Consider the following 21,018-nt stretch of genomic DNA (forward strand, 5'->3'; position numbering starts at 1 on the left):
GCCACACTCGTTAACGTCGGCTTAACGCTTTGGAATCATTCTGCATCTGCGCCGGGGGGCGCGGAGTGCAAGATGACGAAACTTCCGGCATTGATTGCGGCAGCGGCACTTTTCGCCGGCTTTCAGCTGTTTCACGGCGGCAGCAGTGAAAGTTCGGCCAATGAAGCAAGGCCGGCAACCACCTTCAGGCTGGTCGCCAATGGCGACGAAGGCGACTGCGCGGTTAGCCGCGGCGCCGCGATTGACGATGGCCTGTCGCTGTTGACCGTGGCGCCGAACTGCCGCGGGCTGCTGCCGGGGATCGAGCGGGCAAAATTCTGGCGAGAGGGCGAGGACGGCACGATCGCGTTCAGCGCCGACGGCACCGACCCGATCGTCACCTTCTCGGTTGCGGATGGCGACGGCTACGAATCCTACGCTCCGGCCACGCCGCTGCTTTCGCTGGCGACAACCGGCGAACGGGATCAATCCGCCGGCAATTGATCGTCGGGATTTATTCCGCCGCCGCCCGCGCGCCGGCCTTCGCCGCCGCATGCAGGCGCACCGCATCGCCGAAGGCGCGGAAGATCTTGGCCGAGTTGCCGTCCGACTTGACCCAGTATTCGGGGTGCCATTGCACGCCGACGGCGAAGGCGCGGGCGTCCTTCACCGAAACTGCCTCCACCGTGCCGTCGCCGGCAACCGCCTCGACCTGCAGCTTCGAGCCGAGCCGGTCGATGCCTTGGCGGTGCAGCGAGTTGACCTTGATGTCGCCGGCGCCAAACACGCCGGCCAGGCAGCTGCCCGGCTTGATCGAAATGGTCTGGTGAATGGCGAAGCGTTCGTCCTGGTTGTCGCTCACCGGCGCGCGATGGTCGAGCGAGCCTTCGCGCTCCTGGATCTCGGTGCCAAGCGTGCCGCCCAGCGCAACGTTCAACTCCTGGATGCCGCGGCAGATGGCAAGCAGCGGCACGCCGCGCTCGATCGCCTTGCGGATTAGCGGCAGCGTGGTGGAATCGCGCGCCGGGTCGTAGGGGCCGTTGGCTTCGCTGGCGTCGCCGCCATAGAGCGATGGATGCACGTTGGACTTCGAGCCAGTGACCATGACACCGTCGACCGAAGACAACAGCTCGTCGAAGTCGAGCCGGTCACCGAATGACGGCACCAAAAGCGGGAACACGCCGGCGCCGGAAAGTGCTGCCTCGATATATTGCTGCGGGACGGCATGCCAGGTGTAGTTGTCGAACTGACGGACGTCGGTTGATATGGCGACGAGCGGCTGGTGCATTTTGGGTCCGGATTCCATTTGGCGCGAAGCGAATAGCTATTGTGCCTGCAAAATAGGCGATCCGAAGGCGCTTTTCCATGGCAAGTTTCGCCATCTCGCATGGGCCACGCGGCGAACGTTAGACTATAGTTGCAGGCTGGCCGGCCGGCCCGCGGATTTGTCGCCAGCGCCGCCGTCAAATCCCGCCACCATGCTGGACTCGACCTTTTGCCCGTGTATTGTTTCGGGCAAATCGATACCGGACGTGAGGAGATGTCCCTGATATCGGTTGTTGGTCCAATAGGGAGGAACTGCATGGATCGTCGTTCATTCATCCGCAAGGCCGGGGTCACCGGCGTGGGCGCAGCGGCGGCTGCCGCTACGCTAGCCGCACCGGCAATCGCCCAGTCCAATCCGAAAGTGACGTGGCGGTTGGCGTCATCCTTTCCCAAGTCACTCGATACGATCTATGGCGGCGCCGAAGTCTTCTCCAAGATGCTGTCTGAGGCGACGGACGGCAATTTCCAGGTCCAGGTCTTCGCCTCCGGCGAACTCGTGCCCGGCCTGCAGGCCGCCGACGCCACCACTGCCGGCACCGTCGAGGCCTGCCACACGGTGTCATACTATTATTGGGGCAAGGACCCGACATGGGCGCTCGGTGCGGCGGTGCCGTTCTCGCTCAACGCGCGCGGCATGAACGCCTGGCACTATCATGGCGGCGGCATCGACCTGTTCAACGAGTTTCTTGCCACGCAGGGTCTTTTCGGCCTGCCCGGCGGCAACACCGGCGTGCAGATGGGCGGCTGGTTCCGCAAGGAGATCAACACCGTCGCCGACCTGTCCGGCCTCAAGATGCGCATCGGCGGCTTTGCCGGCAAAGTGGTGCAGAAGCTCGGCGTCGTGCCGCAGCAGATCGCCGGTGGCGACATCTATCCGGCGCTGGAAAAAGGCACGATCGACGCCGCCGAATGGGTCGGCCCCTATGACGACGAGAAGCTCGGCTTCTACAAGGTCGCGCCCTACTACTATTATCCCGGCTGGTGGGAAGGCGGCCCGACCGTCCATCTCTTGTTCAACAAGGCCAAGTACGAGGAGCTGTCGCCCGCCTACAAGTCGCTTGTGCACACCGCCGCGCAGGCGGCGGACGCCAACATGCTGCAGAAATACGATTTTCTCAATCCTGCGGCGGTGAAGCGGCTGGTGGCCGGCGGCGCGAAATTGCGCCCGTTCAGCCAGGACATCATGGCCGCCTGTTTCGAGAAGGCCAATGAGGTCTACACCGAAATGGAAGCCACCAACGCACCGTTCAAGAAGATCTGGGACTCGATCAAGGGCTTCCGCAAGGAGCACTATCTGTGGGCGCAGGTGGCCGAGTACAATTACGACACCTTCATGATGGTCCAGCAGCGCAACGGCAAACTGTAGGCTGGGATCTGTCCCTTCTCCCCGTCACTATACGGGGAGAAGGTCCCGGCAGGTGGATGAGGGGCGGCGCAAACTTCGGCGATCGATCGCCTTGGGCTTGGTAGCCGCCCCGAAATTATAGCTTATTTTTCCGAGCGTTGACGCTACCCCTCACCTGCCTGCCGGCATCCTGTCCCCGTATAGTGACGGGGAGAGGGGCGCGGTCATCGCCGTTTCGCCAATCGCCAACGCCGCAGGATTGAGGCTGCCCTTCATTCCATGCCCGGCACCACCAACACCTTGACCTCGCCGGGCGCTGCCGGATTGGCGATCACCGAGGCGGCTTCCTCCAGGCCGACCTGCCTTGAGATGAGCTTGTCGATCTCGATTGCGCCGGACGCGACAAGGTCCGCCGCCCGCCTGTGGGTGAAGGGGTTGATGAACGAGCCGAGAACCTTCAGTTCGCGAAACAGGATGTCGAACGGTTCGAAGGGCACTTTCACGCCTTGCGGCATCACGCCGACGATCACCACCGAGCCGCCGGACTTCGCCAGCCGCATCGATTGTTCGACGGTATCGGGGACACCGGCGCATTCGAGCACCACGTCGGCCCCGCCGGGCACAAGACCGGCTGGGCCGGCGATCGCCTCGATCGGGTCGACCGCGTTTGGGTCGACCGTCGCCGTTGCACCGAGTTCTTCAGCGAGCGCCCGGCGGGAGGCCTGCCGCGTCGACAGGATGATGGTCGCCGCTCCTGCGAGCCTCGCCAATTGCACGGTAAGCAGGCCGATGACGCCGCCACCAAGCACCACCACGGCAGCGCCGGGTCTGATTCCGGCGAGGTCGACAGCGTGCAGGCAGCAGGCCAGCGGCTCGCAGAAGGCGCCATGCGTTGGCTTGAGGTTCGCAGGCAGAAGAAAGGCCTGGCTCTGCGGCATCACGACGTAGTCGGCGAAGCCGCCGTCGCGATGGATGCCGATGGCCCTGAGATTGCTGCACAAATTGACCCGGCCAGCCCGACAATGACTGCAGCGTCCGCAGAAGATGTTGGGATCGCCGGTAACACGGTCACCGATGGCGATGCCGGAAACCGCATCACCGACAGCCTCCACGATGCCGCAGAATTCGTGACCAAGCGTCACCGGCGGGCTCGAAGGGAATTCGCCGTGGAGGAGGTGACGGTCGGTGCCGCAAACGCCGCAGGCTTCGACGCGCACCAGAACGTCCTGCGGTCCCGCAACAGGCTTGTCGACCTCCCGTAGCGCAATGCTGCCCACGGCTTCCAGGCGCACGGCTCTCATGACATCCTCACTCAGGTTCTCAGTGTTCACACATCAGTTGAAGTTCGGCGGCTGCGACAGGTCGGTCGCCGGCGCCGCCGGCTTGGCGGGCGGCGTCTCGCCGAAATTCGGCGGCTGCGAGAGATCGTTCGACGGTGGCGCCGCGGGTGATGGGCCACCGTTGGCTGGTGGTGGTGTTCCGAGAGGCGCAAGGCCTGGCATATCAGGCAAGTTGATCTCGATCGTTCCCGGATCGACGGCCGCACCCTTGTAGCGCATGACCATTTGCGGGAAGGCGATGGTCAGCCCGATCATGATCACCTGGATGCAGACGAAGGGCACGGCGCCCCAATAGATCTGGCCGGTGGTCACCGGCGCGATCTGCTTGCCGGTGAGGCGATCGAGATAGGGCACGCGCGCGGCGACCGAGCGCAGGTAGAACAGCGCAAAGCCGAAAGGCGGGTGCATGAAGGAGGTCTGCATGTTGACGCCGAGCAGCACGCCGAACCAGATCAGGTCGATGCCGAGCTTATCGGCTGCCGGCGCCAAAAGCGGCACGATGATGAAGGCGAGCTCGAAGAAATCGAGGAAGAAGGCGAGCACGAAGACCAGGATGTTGACGCCGATCAGGAAGCCGACTTCGCCGCCCGGCAGCGACGTCAACAAATGCTCGACCCAGACGTGGCCGTTGACGCCGTAGAAGGTCAGCGAGAACACCCGCGCGCCGATCAGGATGAACAGCACGAAGGAGGAAAGCCTGGTCGTCGAAGCCAGCGCCTGCTTGATGACCTCCAGCGACAACCGCCCCTTCATTGCCGCCATCGCCAGGGCGCCAACCGCGCCCATGGCGCCGCCCTCCGTCGGGGTTGCGATGCCGAGGAAGATGGTGCCCAGCACCAGGAAGATCAGTGCCAGAGGCGGGATCAAAACGATGATCACCTGCTGCGCCAGCCTGGACATCATGTTGATGTTCAGGCCCTTGTCGGCGATCGCCACGATATAGATCAGGATCACCCCGATGCTGGCGCCAAGGATATCGGCATTGTCGCCATGCGCCGGCGCAAGGTAGCGATAGGCCGCATAGGAAGCCGCGACTGCCACCAGCAGTGCCGCGAGCAGCGACAGCACGCCGTGGCCAAGCGTGCGGGCCGCCAGCGGCAACGCCGGCATCGAGTTCGGCCGGACGATCGACATGATCAGGATGTAGAGCGTGTAAAGGCCGGTCAGCACCAGGCCGGGGATCAGCGCGCCGGCATACATGTCGCCGACCGAACGGCCGAGCTGGTCGGCCAGAACGATCAGCACCAGCGACGGCGGGATGATCTGGGCGAGTGTGCCGGATGCCGCGATGACGCCCGACGCCAGTCGTCGGTCATAGCCGTAGCGCAGCATGATCGGCAGCGAGATCAGGCCCATGGCGATGACCGAAGCCGCGACCACGCCCGTGGTAGCGGCAAGCAGCGCGCCGACGAAAATCACCGCATAGGCAAGGCCGCCGCGAACCGGGCCGAACAGCTGGCCGATCGTGTCGAGCAGGTCCTCGGCCATGCCCGATCGTTCCAGCACGATGCCCATGAAGGTGAAGAACGGGATTGCCAAGAGCGTGTCGTTCGACATCACCCGGCTGCCGTAGAAATTGTCGGGCAGCGCATGCAGCAGCGGCCACGCCAGGTTGATCGAGCCGCCCGAATAGGGCGACAGCACGACACCGATGAAGAAGAACATCAGGCCGTTTGCGGCGAGTGAAAAAGCGACGGGATAGCCGATCAGCAGGAAGATGATCAGCGAGGCGAACATGATCGGCGCCATGTTCTGGGCGATGAACTCGATCATGGGCGCGCCTCCTGGGCGAGCGCCTTGGCCTCTTCAGCAAGGGCTTTAGCCTCGAGCTCGGCCTGTTCGTGCACCGAGATGAACGGATTGGGATCGTCCATGTCGCCGCGCATGATGGCTATCTTCTTGATGATCTCGGAGATGCCTTGCAGCGCCAGCAGGAAGAAGCCGACGAGCAGGATCGCCTTGGCCGGCCAGATGATCAGGCCGCCGGAATTGTTCGACATTTCGCCGCTGCGGAACGACAGCGACACGTAGGGGACAAAATAGATCACCATCAGCGTCACGAACGGCATCAGGAAGAAGACATGGCCGAGCAGGTCGATCCAGTGCTGCACGCGGCGCGACCACATGCCGTAGACGATGTCGATGCGGATATGGTCATTCTGCTTCAGCGTATAGGCGGCGGCCAGCATGAAGGCGGCGCCGAACAGGTACCACTGCAGTTCCAGCCAGGCATTCGACGAGACGTCGAAGACCTTGCGGATGATGGCATTGGCGGCGCTGACCAGGATTGCCAGCAGGATCAGCCACGATATCCACCTGCCGATGAACTCGTTCATACGGTCAATCGTTCTCGATAGAGCGAGCAGCCCTGCCATGCATTTCCTCCCTCAGGTCGAAGGCGCGCCGGCTCCCCTATTTTCCGTCGCGCCGCTGTGGCCCAACGGTATGCCGTGCGTGGTTCGGCGGGTCAACATGGCATGGCGCGATCAACGCCGTCGTGACGGGAGGCAGGGGATAAAGTGCCGACCGGCTGCTGCGTCATGCAACCAAAGTCTGACAGCGGATGCGGCGATCAGGCGATCTTCTGCTGGTCGCGGCCAGGACCGATCAGCACAAGTGCCGCGACCAGGAACAGATACATCCAGCCATCGCGCCATTCGACCGGGAAATAGCCGGCCCATAGCGACTCCGCCATGCCGAAGGCGGCCGCACCGAGCGCGGCCCGAGGCGGAGAGAGATAGCCGCCCACCGCCGTCACGAACAGGATTTTCAGCCCGTAAACGAGGCCCGAGCCGAAGCTGACATTGCCGTAGTAAAGGGCGGCCATGATTCCGGCCAGCGCGGCGCAGAAACCGCCAAACAACACCGCATGCCGGAACACTGCGCGCACGTCCACGCCGCACATGGCAGCCGCTTTGGGATCGTCGGAGACGGCTCGCCAGCGGCGGCCGAAGCCTGAGCTGGCGAACGCCCATGCGGCGAGCATGATTGCCGCCAGAACCACCGCGCAATCGATGAGCTGGATCAGCGTCAGCGTCGCCTGGAAGCCGGCATCCTGAGCAAAAACGATGGGCTGCGCCAGCATCGGCGGCAGCCACCAATCATGCGTGTCGGCGGCGATACGGCTTGCTTCCGACAGCACCAGCAGGATGCCGAGCGTCGTCACCACAATGGCATTGGGCGTGCGGTCGGCCAGCGGTTCGAAGACGCTGCGCGACAGCACGTGGCCGATCAGCGCGGCATAAAGGAAAGCCGTGACGACGCCGAGCACCACTGCCGCCAGCAAGGTCAGCCACAATACCTGATAGCCGAAGGCCACGGTCAGGATCATCGTCTGGCCGCAAAAGGCGAACAGCGCGCCATAGGCGAGATTGGTCCGGTGCAGGATGCCATTGGTCAGCACGTAGCCGAAGGCAAGCAGCGCATAGAGCGCGCCGGAATGCAGCCCGTTCAGCACCTGCTGGAAGAAATAGAGCATAGACAGCTTTCCGGGCGCCGGAGCCCGCGCCAAGGTTTGCATCGTAAAATCTAACTTGTCAAACGCGATTTATCGGTTAGATTTCTGATATGACAGTATCTTGGAGCCCACATCGCTTCACCGGCGGCATTCTTGCGCTCGATACGGCCAACACCGTGGTGTTGCGCAACGATCCGGAAAAGACTTTCGACCGTTTTGCCGATCCGGCCGAGATCGCGCGCTTCGCCAACGCCGCAACCGGCTTTCGCGGTGCCGAGCTTGGCGGCAGACCGCTAGAGGCGACCTCGCCGGACAGCATCGCGCCGGTGGTGCTGGCGATCCGCGAGACGACCGACCGCCTGTTTCGCGGCGCGGTGTCGAAAGGTGCGCTTGCCGCCGGCGACCTCGCCGCTTTTCTCAAGGCCTGCGCCAACGGCCTCGATCGGAGCCCTGCCGAAATCGGCGCACCGGGTAGACCGTTCGGCGATCCATCGACGCCGATCGCGTTCGAGGCGGCGCTGGCGGTTTCGGCCTTGTCGCTGCTGCGCGACGACACGGTCGCCAGGCTCAGGATCTGTCCCAATTGCAGCTGGCTGTTTCTCGACAGGAGCCGCAATTCCAGCCGCCTTTGGTGCGATATGGCTGTGTGCGGCAACCGCCAGAAAGCAAGCCGTCACTATCGCCGCCGCACGGCGGCACATGAGGTCAACAATGCTTAGGGTTGTTTTTCGTTCAATCCTTGTCGGTGCTGCGCTCATTGCAGCCGTTGCGCTTGGCGCCTGCCGCGACACCGGCGGCGACGGCAAGCTGTTCGAGGTTTCCGGCAAGGTCGTCGTCTTCAACTACCGTCTAGCCCGGGCGACCTATGTCGTGACGCTGCGGCCCCTGCAGCCGATGGGCGAAGGCCAGGTGGCGGTCGCCAGTTTCCAGAATCCGGCCGGCGGCCCTCCCCTGGTAGTCGAGCAGAAGGTCTGGCCGAAGCTCGACAAGGTCAGCCTGGAGAGCCCGGCGCTCACCTGCATCGTCAAGGACAAACCCTATGCGATCTCCATCAGCATCAGGGGTCCTGACGGCACGTTCCTGCAGAAGATCGACACGACGCTGATGTCGAGCGAGGACCAGTCGATCCTTCCCGACCGGCCGCTGGTGGTCGACCAGCTCTATACGGCCAATCCCGATCTTGCCGGCCATCCCGACGGCAAGCTGCCGGGTGAGCCGAAGCCGGATTGCTCGAAAGGCTGACGCGTCTTTGCCGGGCGCGACTGCGTGGAAATTTTCGGTCGCCGGACAACCGCCGCGGACCGATTTCGTGCCGGATACGCGACGGCAGCGGATCGTTCGTTGCGCTTTGCCTGGCACTTTCGATTTCGGGTTGTGTGCGTCAAGTTCTGCAAAATGGGCGATCATGAAACTGGTCATGCGGCTTGGCGTAGAGCGAGCTTCTTGTGCTCGCGCAGATCATCCATGTTGATATAGCGGTTGGCCTCCATCCAGTTTTCGTTGGTTTCGACGGCCAGCGCCCTGACCAGGCGCAGGCAGCTTTCGGCGTTCGGGAAGATGCGCACGACATAGGTGCGCCGGCGGATTTCCTCGTTGAGCCGTTCAAGCATGTTGGTGGACTTGAGGTGCTTGTGATGCTGACGCGGCAGCCGGAAGAAAGTCAGCGTCTGTTCTATGGCTTCTTCCGCCCAGGTGGTCAGCCGCGGGTAGCGGGCGGACCATTTGGACAGCCACGCGGCGAGATCGGCCTTGGCCTCGGCGAGATCGCGCCGGTCGTAGAGCCAGCGCAGTTCCTGCAGACAATCGTCGCCGTGCTTCCTGGGCAGGTGATCGAGCGCGTTCCTGAGGAAGTGGACGTAGCAGCGCTGCCATGCTGCTTCCGGGATCACCTCGCCGATCGCCGCGACCAGGCCGGCATGGTCGTCGGACACAACCAACTCGACGCCCTTGAGGCCGCGCGCCTTGAGGCCGACGAGGAAGTCCTTCCAGGCCGAGCGGCTCTCGCGATTGGCCATCTCCACGGCCAGGATCTGCCGGCGCCCGTCCCAGTCGATGCCGACCGCGATCAGCACCGCCTGGCTCATCACGATGCCGGCTTCGCGCACTTTCTCGTAGCGGGCATCGAGAATGAGGTAGGGGAATGGCTCCTGAAGCGGTCGTTCGGCAAACGCCTTCAGGCTCTCGTCCAAGCGCTTGTTGATGGCCGAGATCGACGAAGCCGAGAACGCATGACCGCACAGCTCTTCCGTGATCGCCTTGACCTTGCGGGTCGACACGCCCTGCACATACATCTCCGCAAGCGTCGCCACCAAGGCCGCTCCGAACGCTGGTAGCGCTCGAACAGCTCGGTGGAGAAGTGACCCGCCCGGTCCTGTGGAACCCGCAGCTCAAGCTTGCCCACCCGGGTGACCAGGGTGCGGCCGTAGTAACCCGAGCGATACCCAAGGCGCTCAGGCGTGCGTTCGCCCTTCGAAGCACCCAGCGCCTCCTCCATCTCGGCCTCGAGAACCTCCTGCATTACCGCACGGATCACTTCGTGCAGCCCCTCCGGGTTCGAAAGCAGAATGTCTTTGACGGCAGCGCTGGTCGATTTACCTTCTGTCTTGGTCATGGTGGCGTTCCTTCCAGGAATCGGTGACGTTGAACATCACCAGCCTGCCATGACCGCCCTCTCTCAGCGAATTTGCAGAACTCTCAGCACACTACCCGATTTCGTTTGACCTGCCTTGCAAGCGGAGAAAGACTGCGCCATCTCACTCCTACGTTGGCTGCGCGCCCCCCGGTGCTGCCTCCGCCGAGGAAATGCCTGATGACGCTGCACGACGTCGCGCTCGACGACAAGTTCGATCTCGGTAAGGAGCGCATCTTCCTGTCCGGCGCACAGGCGGTCATCCGCATGCTTTTGATGCAGCGCGAGCGCGACCGCCGGGCCGGCCTCAACACGGCCGGCTTCGTGTCCGGTTATCGCGGCTCGCCGCTCGGCGGCCTCGATATGCAGCTGTGGCGGGCGAAAAAGCAGCTGGCGCAGGCCGACATCGTTTTCCAGCCCGGCCTCAACGAGGAGCTTGCCGCCACCGCCTGCTGGGGCTCTCAGCAGACGGAATTGCTGGGCGAAGGCAAGCATGACGGGGTATTTTCGGTCTGGTACGGCAAGGGTCCGGGCGTCGACCGCTCCGGCGACGTTTTCCGCCACGCCAACCTCGCGGGATCGTCGAAGTATGGCGGCGTGCTTGCGCTGATGGGCGACGACCATATGGCCGAATCATCGACCAATGCGCACGCCACCGAATTCCTGTTCGTCGACACCATGGTGCCGATCCTCAACCCGGCCGGCGTTCAGGAGATCATCGACTACGGCCTCTACGGCTTTGCCATGTCGCGCTTCGCCGGCACCTGGGCGGCTATCAAATGCGTCAAGGACAACATCGAATCCACGGCCTCCGTCGATGCCGCGCTCGAGCGCCTGAACATCGTCGTGCCGGAGTTCGATATGCCGCCCGGCGGCCTCAACATCCGCGATGAGATCGACATGCTCGGCCAGGAGGAGCGGCTGCATGAATACAAGCGCGCCGCTGCATCCGCCTTCATCCATGCCAACGGCCTGAACCGCATCGTCTATTCGGGCGGCCGCGCGCCGAAGCTCGGTATCATCACGCTCGGCAAGAGCTATCTCGATGTCCGCCAGGCGCTGGAAGATATCGGCATCGACGAGGCCGCCGCCGGCCGCATCGGCATCCGCCTGTTCAAGGTCGGTTGCCCATGGCCGCTCGACCTGCAGCATATCGCCGAATTCGCCCGCGGCCTCGACACCATTGTCGTCGTCGAGGAGAAGCGCTCGCTGATCGAGGTGCAGCTGCGCGAAAACCTCTACGGCACCGCCACCCAGCCGGCGATCGTCGGCAAGAAGGACGAGCGCGGCGACTGGCTGTTCCCGGCCAAGGGCGCGCTTGACCCCAACGAGATCGCCATTGCGCTGGGCGAGCGCATCCTGCGCACAATCGGCCCTTCGGAAGAGATCACTGCCAAGGTGGCAAAGCTGCGCCAGTTCCAGGCGATGCTTGCCGACACCAGCGATATCGGTTCGCGCACGCCGTTCTTCTGCTCCGGCTGCCCGCACAATTCCTCGACCAAGGTGCCGGACGGCTCGATCGCCGCCGCCGGTATCGGCTGCCATTTCATGGCGCTGTGGATGGACCGCAACACGGTCGGCTTCACCGCCATGGGCGGCGAGGGCGCACAATGGGTCGGCCAGGCGCCATTCTCCAAGCGCGGCCACATCTTCCAGAATCTCGGCGACGGGACCTACAATCACTCCGGCACGCTGGCGATCCGCTTCGCGCTGTCGACCGATGCCAACATCACCTACAAGATCCTCTACAACGACGCCGTCGCCATGACCGGCGGCCAGCCGCATGAGGGCGGCCTGACTGTCGACATGATCGCCAGGCAGGTGCGCGCCGAAGGCGTCGAGCGCATCGCCATCGTCACCGACGAGCCGGAGAAATATGCGGGGAAGGCCGAATTCCCCTCCGGCGCCACCATCCACCACCGCGACGACCTCGACCTCGTCCAGCGCGAGCTGCGCGACGTCAAGGGCGTCTCGGTGCTGCTCTACGACCAGACCTGCGCCGCCGAAAAGCGCCGCCGCCGCAAGCGCGGCACCTTCCCGGATCCCGACAAGCGGGTCTTCATCAACGAACTGGTCTGCGAGGGCTGCGGCGATTGCGGCGTGCAATCGAACTGCGTCTCGATCCAGCCGGTCGAGACCGAGTTCGGCCGCAAGCGCAGAATAGACCAGTCGAGCTGCAACAAGGATTTCTCCTGCGTCAACGGCTTCTGCCCGTCCTTCGTCACCGTGCACGGCGCCAAGATCAGGAAGGCCGAAGGCATTGCCGGCCGCTCCGACCCGCTTGACGGCGTGCCGGTGCCGGCCGAATTCCCGCTCGGTAGCGAGGGTTGGGCGGCGATCATCGACGGCGTCGGCGGCACCGGCGTCGTCACCATAGGTGCTGTGCTCGGCATGGCCGCCCATCTCGAGGACAAGGGCTGCGGCATGATCGACATGGCCGGCCTCGCCCAGAAGGGCGGCTCGGTGTTCACCCATGTCCGCATCGCCCGCACTCCGGACGACATCCACGCGATCCGCGTTTCGGCCGGCAAGGCGGACCTGGTGCTCGGCTGCGACCTCGTCGTCTCGGGCGCCAAGAAGGTGCTGGCCGCAGTGCGCGAAGGCCATACCATCTTCCTCGCCAACACCGCCGAGATCATGCCCGGCGAATTCGCCCGTTCGGCCGATTTCTCGCTGCCGATCGAGCGCCTGAAGAAGGCGATCCGTGCTGCCGCCGGCGAAGACAAGACGCATTTCTTCGACGCCACGCGCACCGCCACCCAATTGTTCGGCAATTCACTCGGCGCCAACATGTTCATGCTCGGCTTCGCCTTCCAGCATGGCGGGCTGCCGCTGTCGGCGCAAGCCGTTGAAAAAGCAATCGAATTGAACGGCGAGGCGGTGGCGATGAACATCGCCGCCTTCCGCTGGGGCCGGCGCGCCGCGCATCAGCCGGAGTTTGTGCGCGGCCTGGTCGCCCAGCCGGGCAAGGCCACTGAGATCGCCAAGACGCTGGACGATATCATCGCCCGCCGCGTCGCTTTCCTCTCTGCCTATCAGAATGCCGCCTATGGCAGGCGCTACGCCGAGAAGCTGGCGGTTTTGCGTGCTGCCGAGGCCAAGGCCGTGCCTGGCTCGACCGCGGTGACCGAGGCCGCCGCCAGAAACCTGTTCAAGCTGATGGCGATCAAGGACGAATATGAGGTGGCGCGGCTCTACACCGACGGCTCCTTCGCTATGGAGCTCTCAAAACAATTCCAGAGCTACGACAAACTCGAATTTCATCTGGCGCCACCGATCATGGGCAGGCGCGGCAATGACGGCAAGCCGAGGAAATCGAGCTTCGGCCCGTCGATGATGAAGGGATTTCGCCTGCTGGCGGCGCTGAAAGGCCTGCGCGGCACGGCCTTCGACGTGTTCGGCTACAGCACTGAGCGGCGCATCGAGCGGCAGCTTCTGGCCCGCTATGAGGCCGATCTGGAGCTTGTCGCCAAGGCACTTGCGCCAGGCAGGATCGAGGCCGCCATCGCCCTTGCCTCGGTGCCGGCGCTCATTCGCGGCTACGGCCATGTGAGGCAGGCCAGCGCCGAAAAGGCGGCGGGCGAGCGCACAAGGCTTGTCGAGCGGCTGGCCAACACGCCGGCGCGGCCTGAACTTCAGGCCGCCGAGTGATCGATACGCCTTGTTTACCTGAACACGAATTTTCGCGGTTTACGCCGATGGAGCCGACTTGACGCCAGGCGTCGGAACGGCATCTCTAAACCTTTCTTAAGGCGAATGTGACATGACTGCGGTTCGTGCGACACCGCAGGCCATGCAAGAAAACAAAGCCGCAGAGATAGGTGAGGACGTCTATGCTGGGTTCGTGCGATCGTTGTTCAACGATCCCGGGATCCTGCTGATTGGCGCATTTTGCCATGGCCTCATCGGCATTCTGGTTTATTTTACCTCGGGGCATCCGGCCTATCTTGCATTGGCCGCGCTTATGCTTGCGGCGGGGCTTTACCGTTACTACGGCATCCGCAAAGGCCTGCGCATAGGCAGTTTCGAAACTTATGAACAAGCCAAGAAGTGGGAACGCTACTACCTGGTTGGCGGCACCATCCAGGCTTTCTTCATGGGGCTTTTCTGCTTCACCTCAATCTATCTCATTCCCGATGTCTTCGGGGAAAGCGCCGCCATCGCCGTCATAATGGGCTCGACGGTGACCATTGTCGGCCGCAATTACGGCTCCAAGACCATGGTTGCGGTGCAGGCCTTCACGGTCGTGCTGCCGATCGCGGTCGGGCTGATGCTCAAGGGACATCTCGGCGATTTCATCCTCGGCCTCTACATCGTGCCGTTCATCTTCATCATCACCCGGATGGCCAGCCACGTCCGCACCGTGCTGTTCAACGCCATTTCGGAGCGCAAGACGGCCGCCAGGCTCGCCGAGCGCTTCAACCGCGCGCTCAACACCATGTCGCATGGCCTGGTCATGCTCGGCCCCGACGGCAAGGTCGTGGTCGGCAATGCCGAAGCCGCGCATCTGATGTCGCTGCGCTCGCCTGACCAACTGCTCGGGCGGTCGATCCATTCGCTGCTCCTGCGCGGCGTCGCCGGAGGCATGCTGGCGCCGAAAGACTGTCGTTATGTCGAAGCGCAGCTGACGCGCGCCTTGCGCGAGGGCCGCGACCGCAAGGTGCTGGTCTCCTTCTCCAATGGCCAGCACTATGAGTTCTCGGCCCGCGAAGGCAATCAGGATCTCGGTGTCATCACCTTCGAGGACGTCACCGCCCGCGTCGAGGCTGAGGAAAAAATCCGCTTCATGGCGCGCTATGACAGCCTTACCGGCCTGCCGAACCGCGCGTATTTCCATGAGCTGGTCGGTGAAGCCATGGCGTCGGGCAGCCGCGACCGCCTGTGCGCCCTGGCGGTGCTCGATCTCGACGATTTCAAGAGCGTCAACGACACCCTCGGCCATCCGGTCGGCGACGGACTTATCTATGCCGTTGCCGAGCGGCTGGCGGCCGTCGCCGGGCAAGGCGTCAATGTCAGCCGTTTCGGCGGCGACGAGTTCATGATCTTCTTCGACCGCGTCGAGGATGAAAGCCATCTGACGGGCCTGCTCGACCAGATCTTTGCCGATCTGCAGGGCGAGGTCGACGTCGCAGGCCACGGTCTGCGCATCCAGGCAAGCGCGGGCGCCGTGCTGTCCAGGGTCGACGACACCGATGTCGACGCCATGATCGTCAAGGCCGATCTGGCGCTCTACAAGGCCAAGGAACTCGGCAAGAACAACTGGCGGCTGTTCGAGGCAGCGATGGATGCGGCGTTCCGCAACCGCCAGCTGATGAAGGCCGACCTGCGCACGGCGGTCGAAGGCAAGGCGCTGCGGGTGGTCTATCAGCCGATCGTGGCGATGAACACCATGCGCATCGCCAGCTGCGAGGCCCTGTGCCGCTGGGATCATCCCGATCTCGGGCCGGTTTCGCCCAGCATCTTCATTCCGCTGGCCGAAGAAATGGGCATCATCTCCGAGATCAGCACTTTTGTGCTCGCGGCTGCCTGCGCCGAATGCGCCAAATGGCCGGGCCAGACCAGCGTCTCGGTCAACCTTTCGGCCAAGGATTTCCGCAACCGCGACGTTGTCCAGAAGGTTCGCGACGCGCTTGCCACTTCGGGGCTCGCCGCCGGCCGCCTCGAGATCGAAGTCACCGAAACCGCGCTGCTCGACGACAAATCGCTAACGCGCCAGTATATCGAGGAACTGAAGCAGCTTGGCGTGCGCATTGCGCTCGACGATTTCGGCACCGGCTATTCAAGCCTGAGCTACCTCCACAAGCTGCCGCTCGACAAGATCAAGATCGACCGTTCGTTCCTGATGGACGTGACCCAGAACAAGCGTTCGCTCGACTTGTTGAAGGGCATCGTCGACCTGACCCGCGTGCTCGGGCTGACCGTCACCATCGAAGGTGTGGAAACCTTCGAACAGCTGAAGATCCTGGTGCATTCGGTCAAGCCGGACCTCGTCCAGGGCTTCCTGTTTGGCGCAGCACTTAGTGCCTCGGGCATAGAGACCATGTCCAACGTGACCTGGCCTTTCGCCGCCGAGCTGCGGCCGGCGGCAAAACTCGCCACGCCCTGACCCGTCATTAAATTGCGCTTGAAAAGCCCGTCTAAAAAGCGTTGTATTGTCTAGACGTTAACTGATTGTTAAGGTTAATGATCGGTAAACACAGACGATTAGAGTTTCATCTTCTTGTTCCTTCGGTCGTCCGGTATTGTTCTCCTGCGGCGGTACGAGGGGAAGTAATGGACACGCATCAGTCAGGTGTGCTTTCGGGTGCGGCAGTCAAATCTGGCCCGCCTTCCCTGTTCGCCCGCAACGTCCTCGACGTCCTCGAGCGTGTCGAATACCGGCGCTGCGAAAGCGGCGAGGATCTCGAAGCGGTCTACCGGCTGCGCTACAAGGCCTTTCATACACACGGCCTGCTTGACACCATTACCGAACAGAAGCTCGTCGATCACCTTGACGAAGTGCGCAATTGCTACTGTTTCGGCGTCTTCATGGATGGCGAGCTGGTCAGCACCGTCAGGCTCCACCATTTGACCCGTGAGACCCCCGAAGCGCCGATCATGACCGTTTTCGGCGACCGGCTGCTGCTGCGGCTGGCGCGCGGTGAAACCTTCATCGACCCGAGCCGGTTGGCGATCGATCCGCAAATGTCGTCGGCCAACCGCGCCCTGCCCTATGTCACGCTGCGGCTCGCGGTTATCGCCAACACCTTCTTCAACGCCACCAGCTGCATTTCGATGATCCGCGAGGAGCACACGGCCTTCTACCATCGCATCTTCGGATCGGTGCAGGTCGGCGAGCCGCGCCTCTACCCGCCCTTCACCATGCCGATCTTCTTCTATGAATCGATCTGCGAGCAGAACATGGCCCCGACGCTGGAGCGCTTTCCCTTCTTCCAGTCGACGGCGCTGGAGCGGCGTATGCTGTTTGCCAAGGCGCCGGCCGGCGAGCTCGCGCCGCTGACCATCCTGCCCACCGCTAAATATTTTCGCGAAGCAGCGTAATGTCGGCAAAGCCGGCGCACTTTAGCGCCCGGTGCGAGGAGCTTTCCGGCCGCTTCGGCGTTCTGGACGTCACGACCCCGACGCGGCCATAGAAAGGAACCGACATGCATATTCCCGAGCTAGCACTGACCCCGCTGATCTCGCTGATTGCCGGCGTGCTGATCCTGGTGATGCCGCGGCTGCTCAACTACATCGTCGCGCTCTATCTGATCGTCATTGGGCTGCTCGGGCTGTTTCCGCATCTAGCCGGTTGAAACGCAAAACCCTCAACGTTCGACGTTAGGCCGGCGACAAGAGCCCATACCGCCGGCTTTCAACATTCTTTGAGGCTGTTGTCGCTGGTCGTGCGGCAATAGCGCCATTGCTCTTGGTCCAGCTTTTCGCTATGTGCCTCAAAGATGTCTTCGAAGGGGTATTCCTATGGCTGATCACACGCCGACCGGTCCTGTCGAACTGGGCGCGAAGATGGACTATGCCGAACATGACCGCACCTATCATGGCTTTCTGGCGCTGGCCAAATACGGCTCGCTGTTCTGCGGCGCCCTGCTCCTGGCCATGGCTTTCGGCTTCTTCGCAGGCGGCTTCTTCTCCGCGACCATCCTGTTCGTGCTGATCCTCGCCCTCGGCGCCTTCATTCTCCGATAGTCTCTTCAGACCCTTGCCAAGGGCGTAGCCGGACATCCGGCCGCACTCTTTCGCAAAGCCGCACTCTTGCGCAAACAGGTTCCAGCCGAAAGGATCATGCGGTGGGACAGACGGTTTTCATCCCTCGCGAGCTCGATGCCAGCGAGCCTCGTGTCGCGGCCTCGCCCGATACCGTGAAGCGGCTGGCGGCGCTGGGCTTCGACGTCACCGTCGAGACGGGCGCCGGCACCAGGTCGCGCATTCCCGATGAGGAGTTCGCCAAGGCGGGTGCCGCGATCGGCAAGGCTTCGGATGCGAGACGGGCGGATGTGGTGCTGAAGGTGCGCCGGCCGACCGACGCCGAGCTGAAGGGCTACAAATCGGGTGCGGCGGTCATCGCCATCATGGATCCCTACGGCAATGATGCCGCGGTCGCGGCGCTTGCCGAGGCTGGGGTCACCGCCTTCTCGATGGAATTCATGCCGCGCATCACCCGCGCCCAGTCGATGGATGTGCTGTCGTCGCAGGCCAATCTCGCCGGCTACCAGGCCGTGATTGACGGCGCATCGGAGTATGACCGCGCGCTGCCGATGATGATGACTGCGGCCGGCACCGTGCCGGCGGCGAAGATCTTCATCATGGGCGTCGGCGTTGCCGGCCTGCAGGCGATCGCCACGGCGCGCCGTCTCGGCGCTGTCGTCACCGCCACGGACGTTCGTCCCGCCGCCAAGGAACAGGTGGCGTCGCTTGGCGCAAAGTTCCTCGCCGTCGAGGACGAGGAGTTCAAGGCGGCCGAGACCGCCGGCGGCTACGCCAAGGAAATGTCGAAGGAGTACCAGGCGAAGCAGGCAGCGCTCACCGCTGAGCACATCGCCAAGCAGGACATCGTCATCACCACGGCGCTGATCCCCGGCCGGCCGGCGCCGAAGCTGGTGTCGGCGGCGATGGTCGCCTCGATGAAGCCGGGTTCGGTGATCGTCGACCTCGCCGTCGAGCGCGGCGGCAATGTCGAAGGCGCGGTTGCGGGTCAGGTGGTGACGACGGCCAACAACGTTAAGATCGTCGGCCACCTCAACGTGCCCGGCCGCGTCGCCGCATCGGCCTCGCTGCTCTACGCCAGGAACCTGTTCGCCTTCCTCGAGACGCTGGTCGACAAGACCAGCAAGACGCTCGCCATCAACCGCGAAGACGATCTGGTTAAGGCGACGATGCTGACCGACGCTGGCCGCGTGGTGCATCCGGCCTTCGCCAAGGCGGCGGAACAGCCCCATATCGAACCGGCGGCCATTCCGGCCGAGACCATGGTGGCTGATGCCACGCCGAAGAAGGCTGCACCGAAAAAGGCGTCCGACAAAGCCACTGCCGGCAAGTCCGCCGCCAAGCCGAAGGGGATCGCGTGATGGATCAGACCTTGCAGAAAGCCCTCGATCAGCTCGACCAGGCAAGTGCCGCCGTCCGGCTGGCTGTGCAGAACCTGGCCAACGCGCCCGGTGGCGCCGATGCGGCGGGCGATGCCGCGCACGCACTGTCCGGCGGCGCCATCGATCCCTTCGTCTTCCGCTTCGCCATCTTCGTACTTGCGATATTCGTCGGATACTACGTCGTCTGGTCGGTGACGCCGGCGCTGCACACGCCGCTGATGGCGGTCACCAACGCCATCTCCTCGGTCATCGTCGTCGGCGCGCTGCTGGCCGTCGGCATCTCGGCCTCCGGCATTGCCACCGGCTTCGGCTTCGTCGCGCTGATGCTGGTCTCGGTCAACATCTTTGGCGGCTTCCTGGTCACCCAGCGCATGCTGGCCATGTACAAGAAGAAGGACCGGTAGAGAGCCATGAACGCCAACTTCGCGTCCTTCCTCTACCTGGTCTCCGGCGTCCTGTTCATCATGGCGCTGCGCGGCCTGTCGCATCCGACCACCAGCCGCCAAGGCAATCTCTACGGCATGATCGGCATGGGCATTGCCATTGCCACCACGCTGGCGCTGGCGACTCCGTCCGCCGGGCGCTTCGGCCTGATCGTGCTTGGTCTGGCCATCGGCGGCGGCGTCGGCGCCGTTACAGCGCGCCGCATCGCCATGACTTCGATGCCGCAGCTGGTCGCCGCCTTCCACTCGCTGGTCGGCCTTGCCGCCGTCATGGTAGCGGCAGCCGCCATCTACGCGCCGGAAAGTTTCGGCATCGGCACGAATGGCGACATCCACGCCCAGGCGTTGATCGAGATGAGCCTTGGCGTTGCCATCGGCGCCATCACCTTCACCGGCTCCGTCATCGCCTTCCTCAAGCTCGATGGCCGCATGTCGGGCAAGCCGATCATGATCGGCGGCCGTCACATCATCAACGCGGTCCTCGGCATCGCGCTGATCGTGCTGATCGTGCTTCTGGTCACCACCGAGGCCAAGCTGGTGTTCTGGCTGATCGTCGCGGCTTCGCTGGCGCTCGGCGTCCTCTTGATCATCCCGATCGGCGGCGCCGACATGCCGGTCGTCGTCTCGATGCTGAATTCCTATTCCGGCTGGGCCGCCGCGGCACTCGGCTTCACGCTTGGCAATCTGGCGTTGATCATCACCGGCGCGCTGGTCGGCTCGTCCGGCGCCATCCTGTCCTACATCATGTGCAAGGGCATGAACCGGTCGTTCATCTCGGTCATCCTCGGCGGCTTCGGCGGCGAGACCGCGGCGGTTGCCGATGACGGCATCGAACGCACGGTCAAGCAGGGCTCGGCCGACGACGCTGCCTATCTGATGATGAACGCACAGAAGGTCATCATCGTGCCGGGCTACGGCATGGCGGTCGCCCAGGCCCAGCACGCGCTGCGCGAAATGGCCGACAAGCTCAAGGCCAATGGCGTGGATGTCAAATACGCCATCCACCCCGTGGCCGGCCGCATGCCCGGCCACATGAACGTGCTGCTCGCCGAAGCCAATGTTCCCTATGACGAAGTGTTCGAACTGGAAGACATCAACTCCGAGTTCGCGCAGGCCGATGTCGCCTATGTCATCGGCGCCAATGACGTCACCAATCCGTCCGCCCGCGACGACAAGTCGTCGCCGATCTACGGTATGCCGATCCTCGACGTCGACAAGGCCCGCACCTGCCTGTTCGTCAAGCGCTCGCTCGGCTCGGGCTACGCCGGCATCGACAACACGCTGTTCTACAAGGACGGCACCATGATGCTGCTCGGCGACGCCAAGAAGATGACCGAGGAAATCGTCAAGGCCATGGATCACTAAGCCGCCGCAACCTTCCACTGGAAGGTTGTCGGTCCATCATCGGAAACA

The 21,018-nt window shown here is 63.5% G+C and carries 17 protein-coding genes and 1 pseudogene; 12 read left to right on the forward strand and 6 right to left on the reverse strand.

All coding sequences use genetic code 11. The features are described 5' to 3' along the window. The first annotated feature begins 72 nt into the window (after positions 1–72). A complete protein-coding gene (locus NKL06_RS14610) occupies positions 73–483 on the forward strand; it encodes a hypothetical protein (protein WP_023683514.1) in 411 nt (136 codons plus the stop codon). Between the two features lie 10 nt (positions 484–493). Here the strand turns inward: NKL06_RS14610 and NKL06_RS14615 are convergent, their stop codons facing one another. Further along, positions 494–1,267 (reverse strand): gamma-glutamyl-gamma-aminobutyrate hydrolase family protein, encoded by a 774-nt coding sequence (locus NKL06_RS14615; RefSeq protein WP_023703661.1) that lies wholly within the window; start codon positions 1,265–1,267, stop codon positions 494–496. A 294-nt stretch (positions 1,268–1,561) separates the two neighbouring features. Between NKL06_RS14615 and NKL06_RS14620 the strand changes: the two genes are divergently transcribed. After that, positions 1,562–2,671, forward strand: a complete 1,110-nt coding sequence (locus NKL06_RS14620; RefSeq protein ID WP_023671351.1) for a TRAP transporter substrate-binding protein — start codon at positions 1,562–1,564, stop codon at positions 2,669–2,671. Between the two features lie 251 nt (positions 2,672–2,922). Here NKL06_RS14620 and NKL06_RS14625 read toward each other — a convergent pair whose 3' ends face one another. The 4 genes from NKL06_RS14625 to NKL06_RS14640 form a co-directional block, all read right to left on the reverse strand. Further along, positions 2,923–3,951: a zinc-dependent alcohol dehydrogenase family protein gene (locus NKL06_RS14625; protein ID WP_023694709.1), complete on the reverse strand. Its 1,029-nt coding sequence runs from the start codon at positions 3,949–3,951 to the stop codon at positions 2,923–2,925. Between the two features lie 33 nt (positions 3,952–3,984). Then, on the reverse strand, positions 3,985–5,763 hold the full coding sequence (locus NKL06_RS14630; RefSeq protein ID WP_023694708.1) for a TRAP transporter large permease: 1,779 nt from the start codon (positions 5,761–5,763) through the stop codon (positions 3,985–3,987). Continuing rightward, complete coding sequence (locus NKL06_RS14635) at positions 5,760–6,365, reverse strand: TRAP transporter small permease subunit (protein ID WP_023683517.1); 606 nt, start codon at positions 6,363–6,365, stop codon at positions 5,760–5,762. The genes NKL06_RS14630 and NKL06_RS14635 overlap by 4 nt, the downstream gene beginning before the upstream one ends. A 197-nt stretch (positions 6,366–6,562) precedes the next feature. Continuing rightward, entirely contained in the window at positions 6,563–7,468 is a 906-nt protein-coding gene (locus tag NKL06_RS14640) for a branched-chain amino acid ABC transporter permease (RefSeq protein WP_023808226.1), read from the reverse strand. Between the two features lie 89 nt (positions 7,469–7,557). Here NKL06_RS14640 and NKL06_RS14645 point away from each other — a divergent pair, with 89 nt between their 5' ends. Then, positions 7,558–8,166 (forward strand): CGNR zinc finger domain-containing protein, encoded by a 609-nt coding sequence (locus tag NKL06_RS14645; protein ID WP_023694705.1) that lies wholly within the window; start codon positions 7,558–7,560, stop codon positions 8,164–8,166. Next, positions 8,159–8,689, forward strand: a complete 531-nt coding sequence (locus NKL06_RS14650) for a hypothetical protein (RefSeq protein WP_023694704.1) — start codon at positions 8,159–8,161, stop codon at positions 8,687–8,689. Before NKL06_RS14645 ends, NKL06_RS14650 begins: the two co-directional genes overlap by 8 nt. 173 nt (positions 8,690–8,862) lie before the next feature. Here NKL06_RS14650 and NKL06_RS14655 read toward each other — a convergent pair. Then, positions 8,863–10,058 (reverse strand): annotated as a pseudogene (locus NKL06_RS14655) (IS256 family transposase). A gap of 198 nt (positions 10,059–10,256) precedes the next feature. Here NKL06_RS14655 and NKL06_RS14660 point away from each other — a divergent pair. The 8 genes from NKL06_RS14660 (at position 10,257) to NKL06_RS14695 (ending at position 20,970) form a co-directional block, all read left to right on the forward strand. After that, positions 10,257–13,727, forward strand: coding sequence for an indolepyruvate ferredoxin oxidoreductase family protein (locus NKL06_RS14660; protein ID WP_023693146.1), 3,471 nt, complete (start codon positions 10,257–10,259; stop codon positions 13,725–13,727). Positions 13,728–13,839: 112 nt separating this feature from the next. Continuing rightward, positions 13,840–16,182, forward strand: coding sequence for a putative bifunctional diguanylate cyclase/phosphodiesterase (locus tag NKL06_RS14665; protein WP_031205657.1), 2,343 nt, complete (start codon positions 13,840–13,842; stop codon positions 16,180–16,182). 167 nt (positions 16,183–16,349) lie between these two features. Next, a complete protein-coding gene (locus NKL06_RS14670; protein WP_023671342.1) occupies positions 16,350–17,117 on the forward strand; it encodes an N-acyl amino acid synthase FeeM domain-containing protein in 768 nt (255 codons plus the stop codon). 104 nt (positions 17,118–17,221) lie between these two features. Next, on the forward strand, positions 17,222–17,371 hold the full coding sequence (locus NKL06_RS14675) for a DUF3096 domain-containing protein (protein ID WP_023671341.1): 150 nt from the start codon (positions 17,222–17,224) through the stop codon (positions 17,369–17,371). Between the two features lie 166 nt (positions 17,372–17,537). Continuing rightward, positions 17,538–17,762, forward strand: a complete 225-nt coding sequence (locus tag NKL06_RS14680; protein WP_023671340.1) for an aa3-type cytochrome c oxidase subunit IV — start codon at positions 17,538–17,540, stop codon at positions 17,760–17,762. Positions 17,763–17,863: 101 nt separating this feature from the next. Next, on the forward strand, positions 17,864–19,141 hold the full coding sequence (locus NKL06_RS14685; protein ID WP_023671339.1) for a Re/Si-specific NAD(P)(+) transhydrogenase subunit alpha: 1,278 nt from the start codon (positions 17,864–17,866) through the stop codon (positions 19,139–19,141). Continuing rightward, entirely contained in the window at positions 19,141–19,566 is a 426-nt protein-coding gene (locus NKL06_RS14690) for a proton-translocating transhydrogenase family protein (protein WP_032885960.1), read from the forward strand. Before NKL06_RS14685 ends, NKL06_RS14690 begins: the two co-directional genes overlap by 1 nt. A gap of 6 nt (positions 19,567–19,572) precedes the next feature. Beyond that, positions 19,573–20,970 carry an NAD(P)(+) transhydrogenase (Re/Si-specific) subunit beta gene (locus NKL06_RS14695; protein ID WP_023671337.1) on the forward strand — a complete coding sequence of 466 codons (1,398 nt, stop codon included), beginning with the start codon at positions 19,573–19,575 and terminating at the stop codon, positions 20,968–20,970. Positions 20,971–21,018 lie beyond the last annotated feature (48 nt).

The organism is Mesorhizobium sp. C268A (genome assembly GCF_040324475.1).
Classification (GTDB): Bacteria; Pseudomonadota; Alphaproteobacteria; order Rhizobiales; family Rhizobiaceae; genus Mesorhizobium.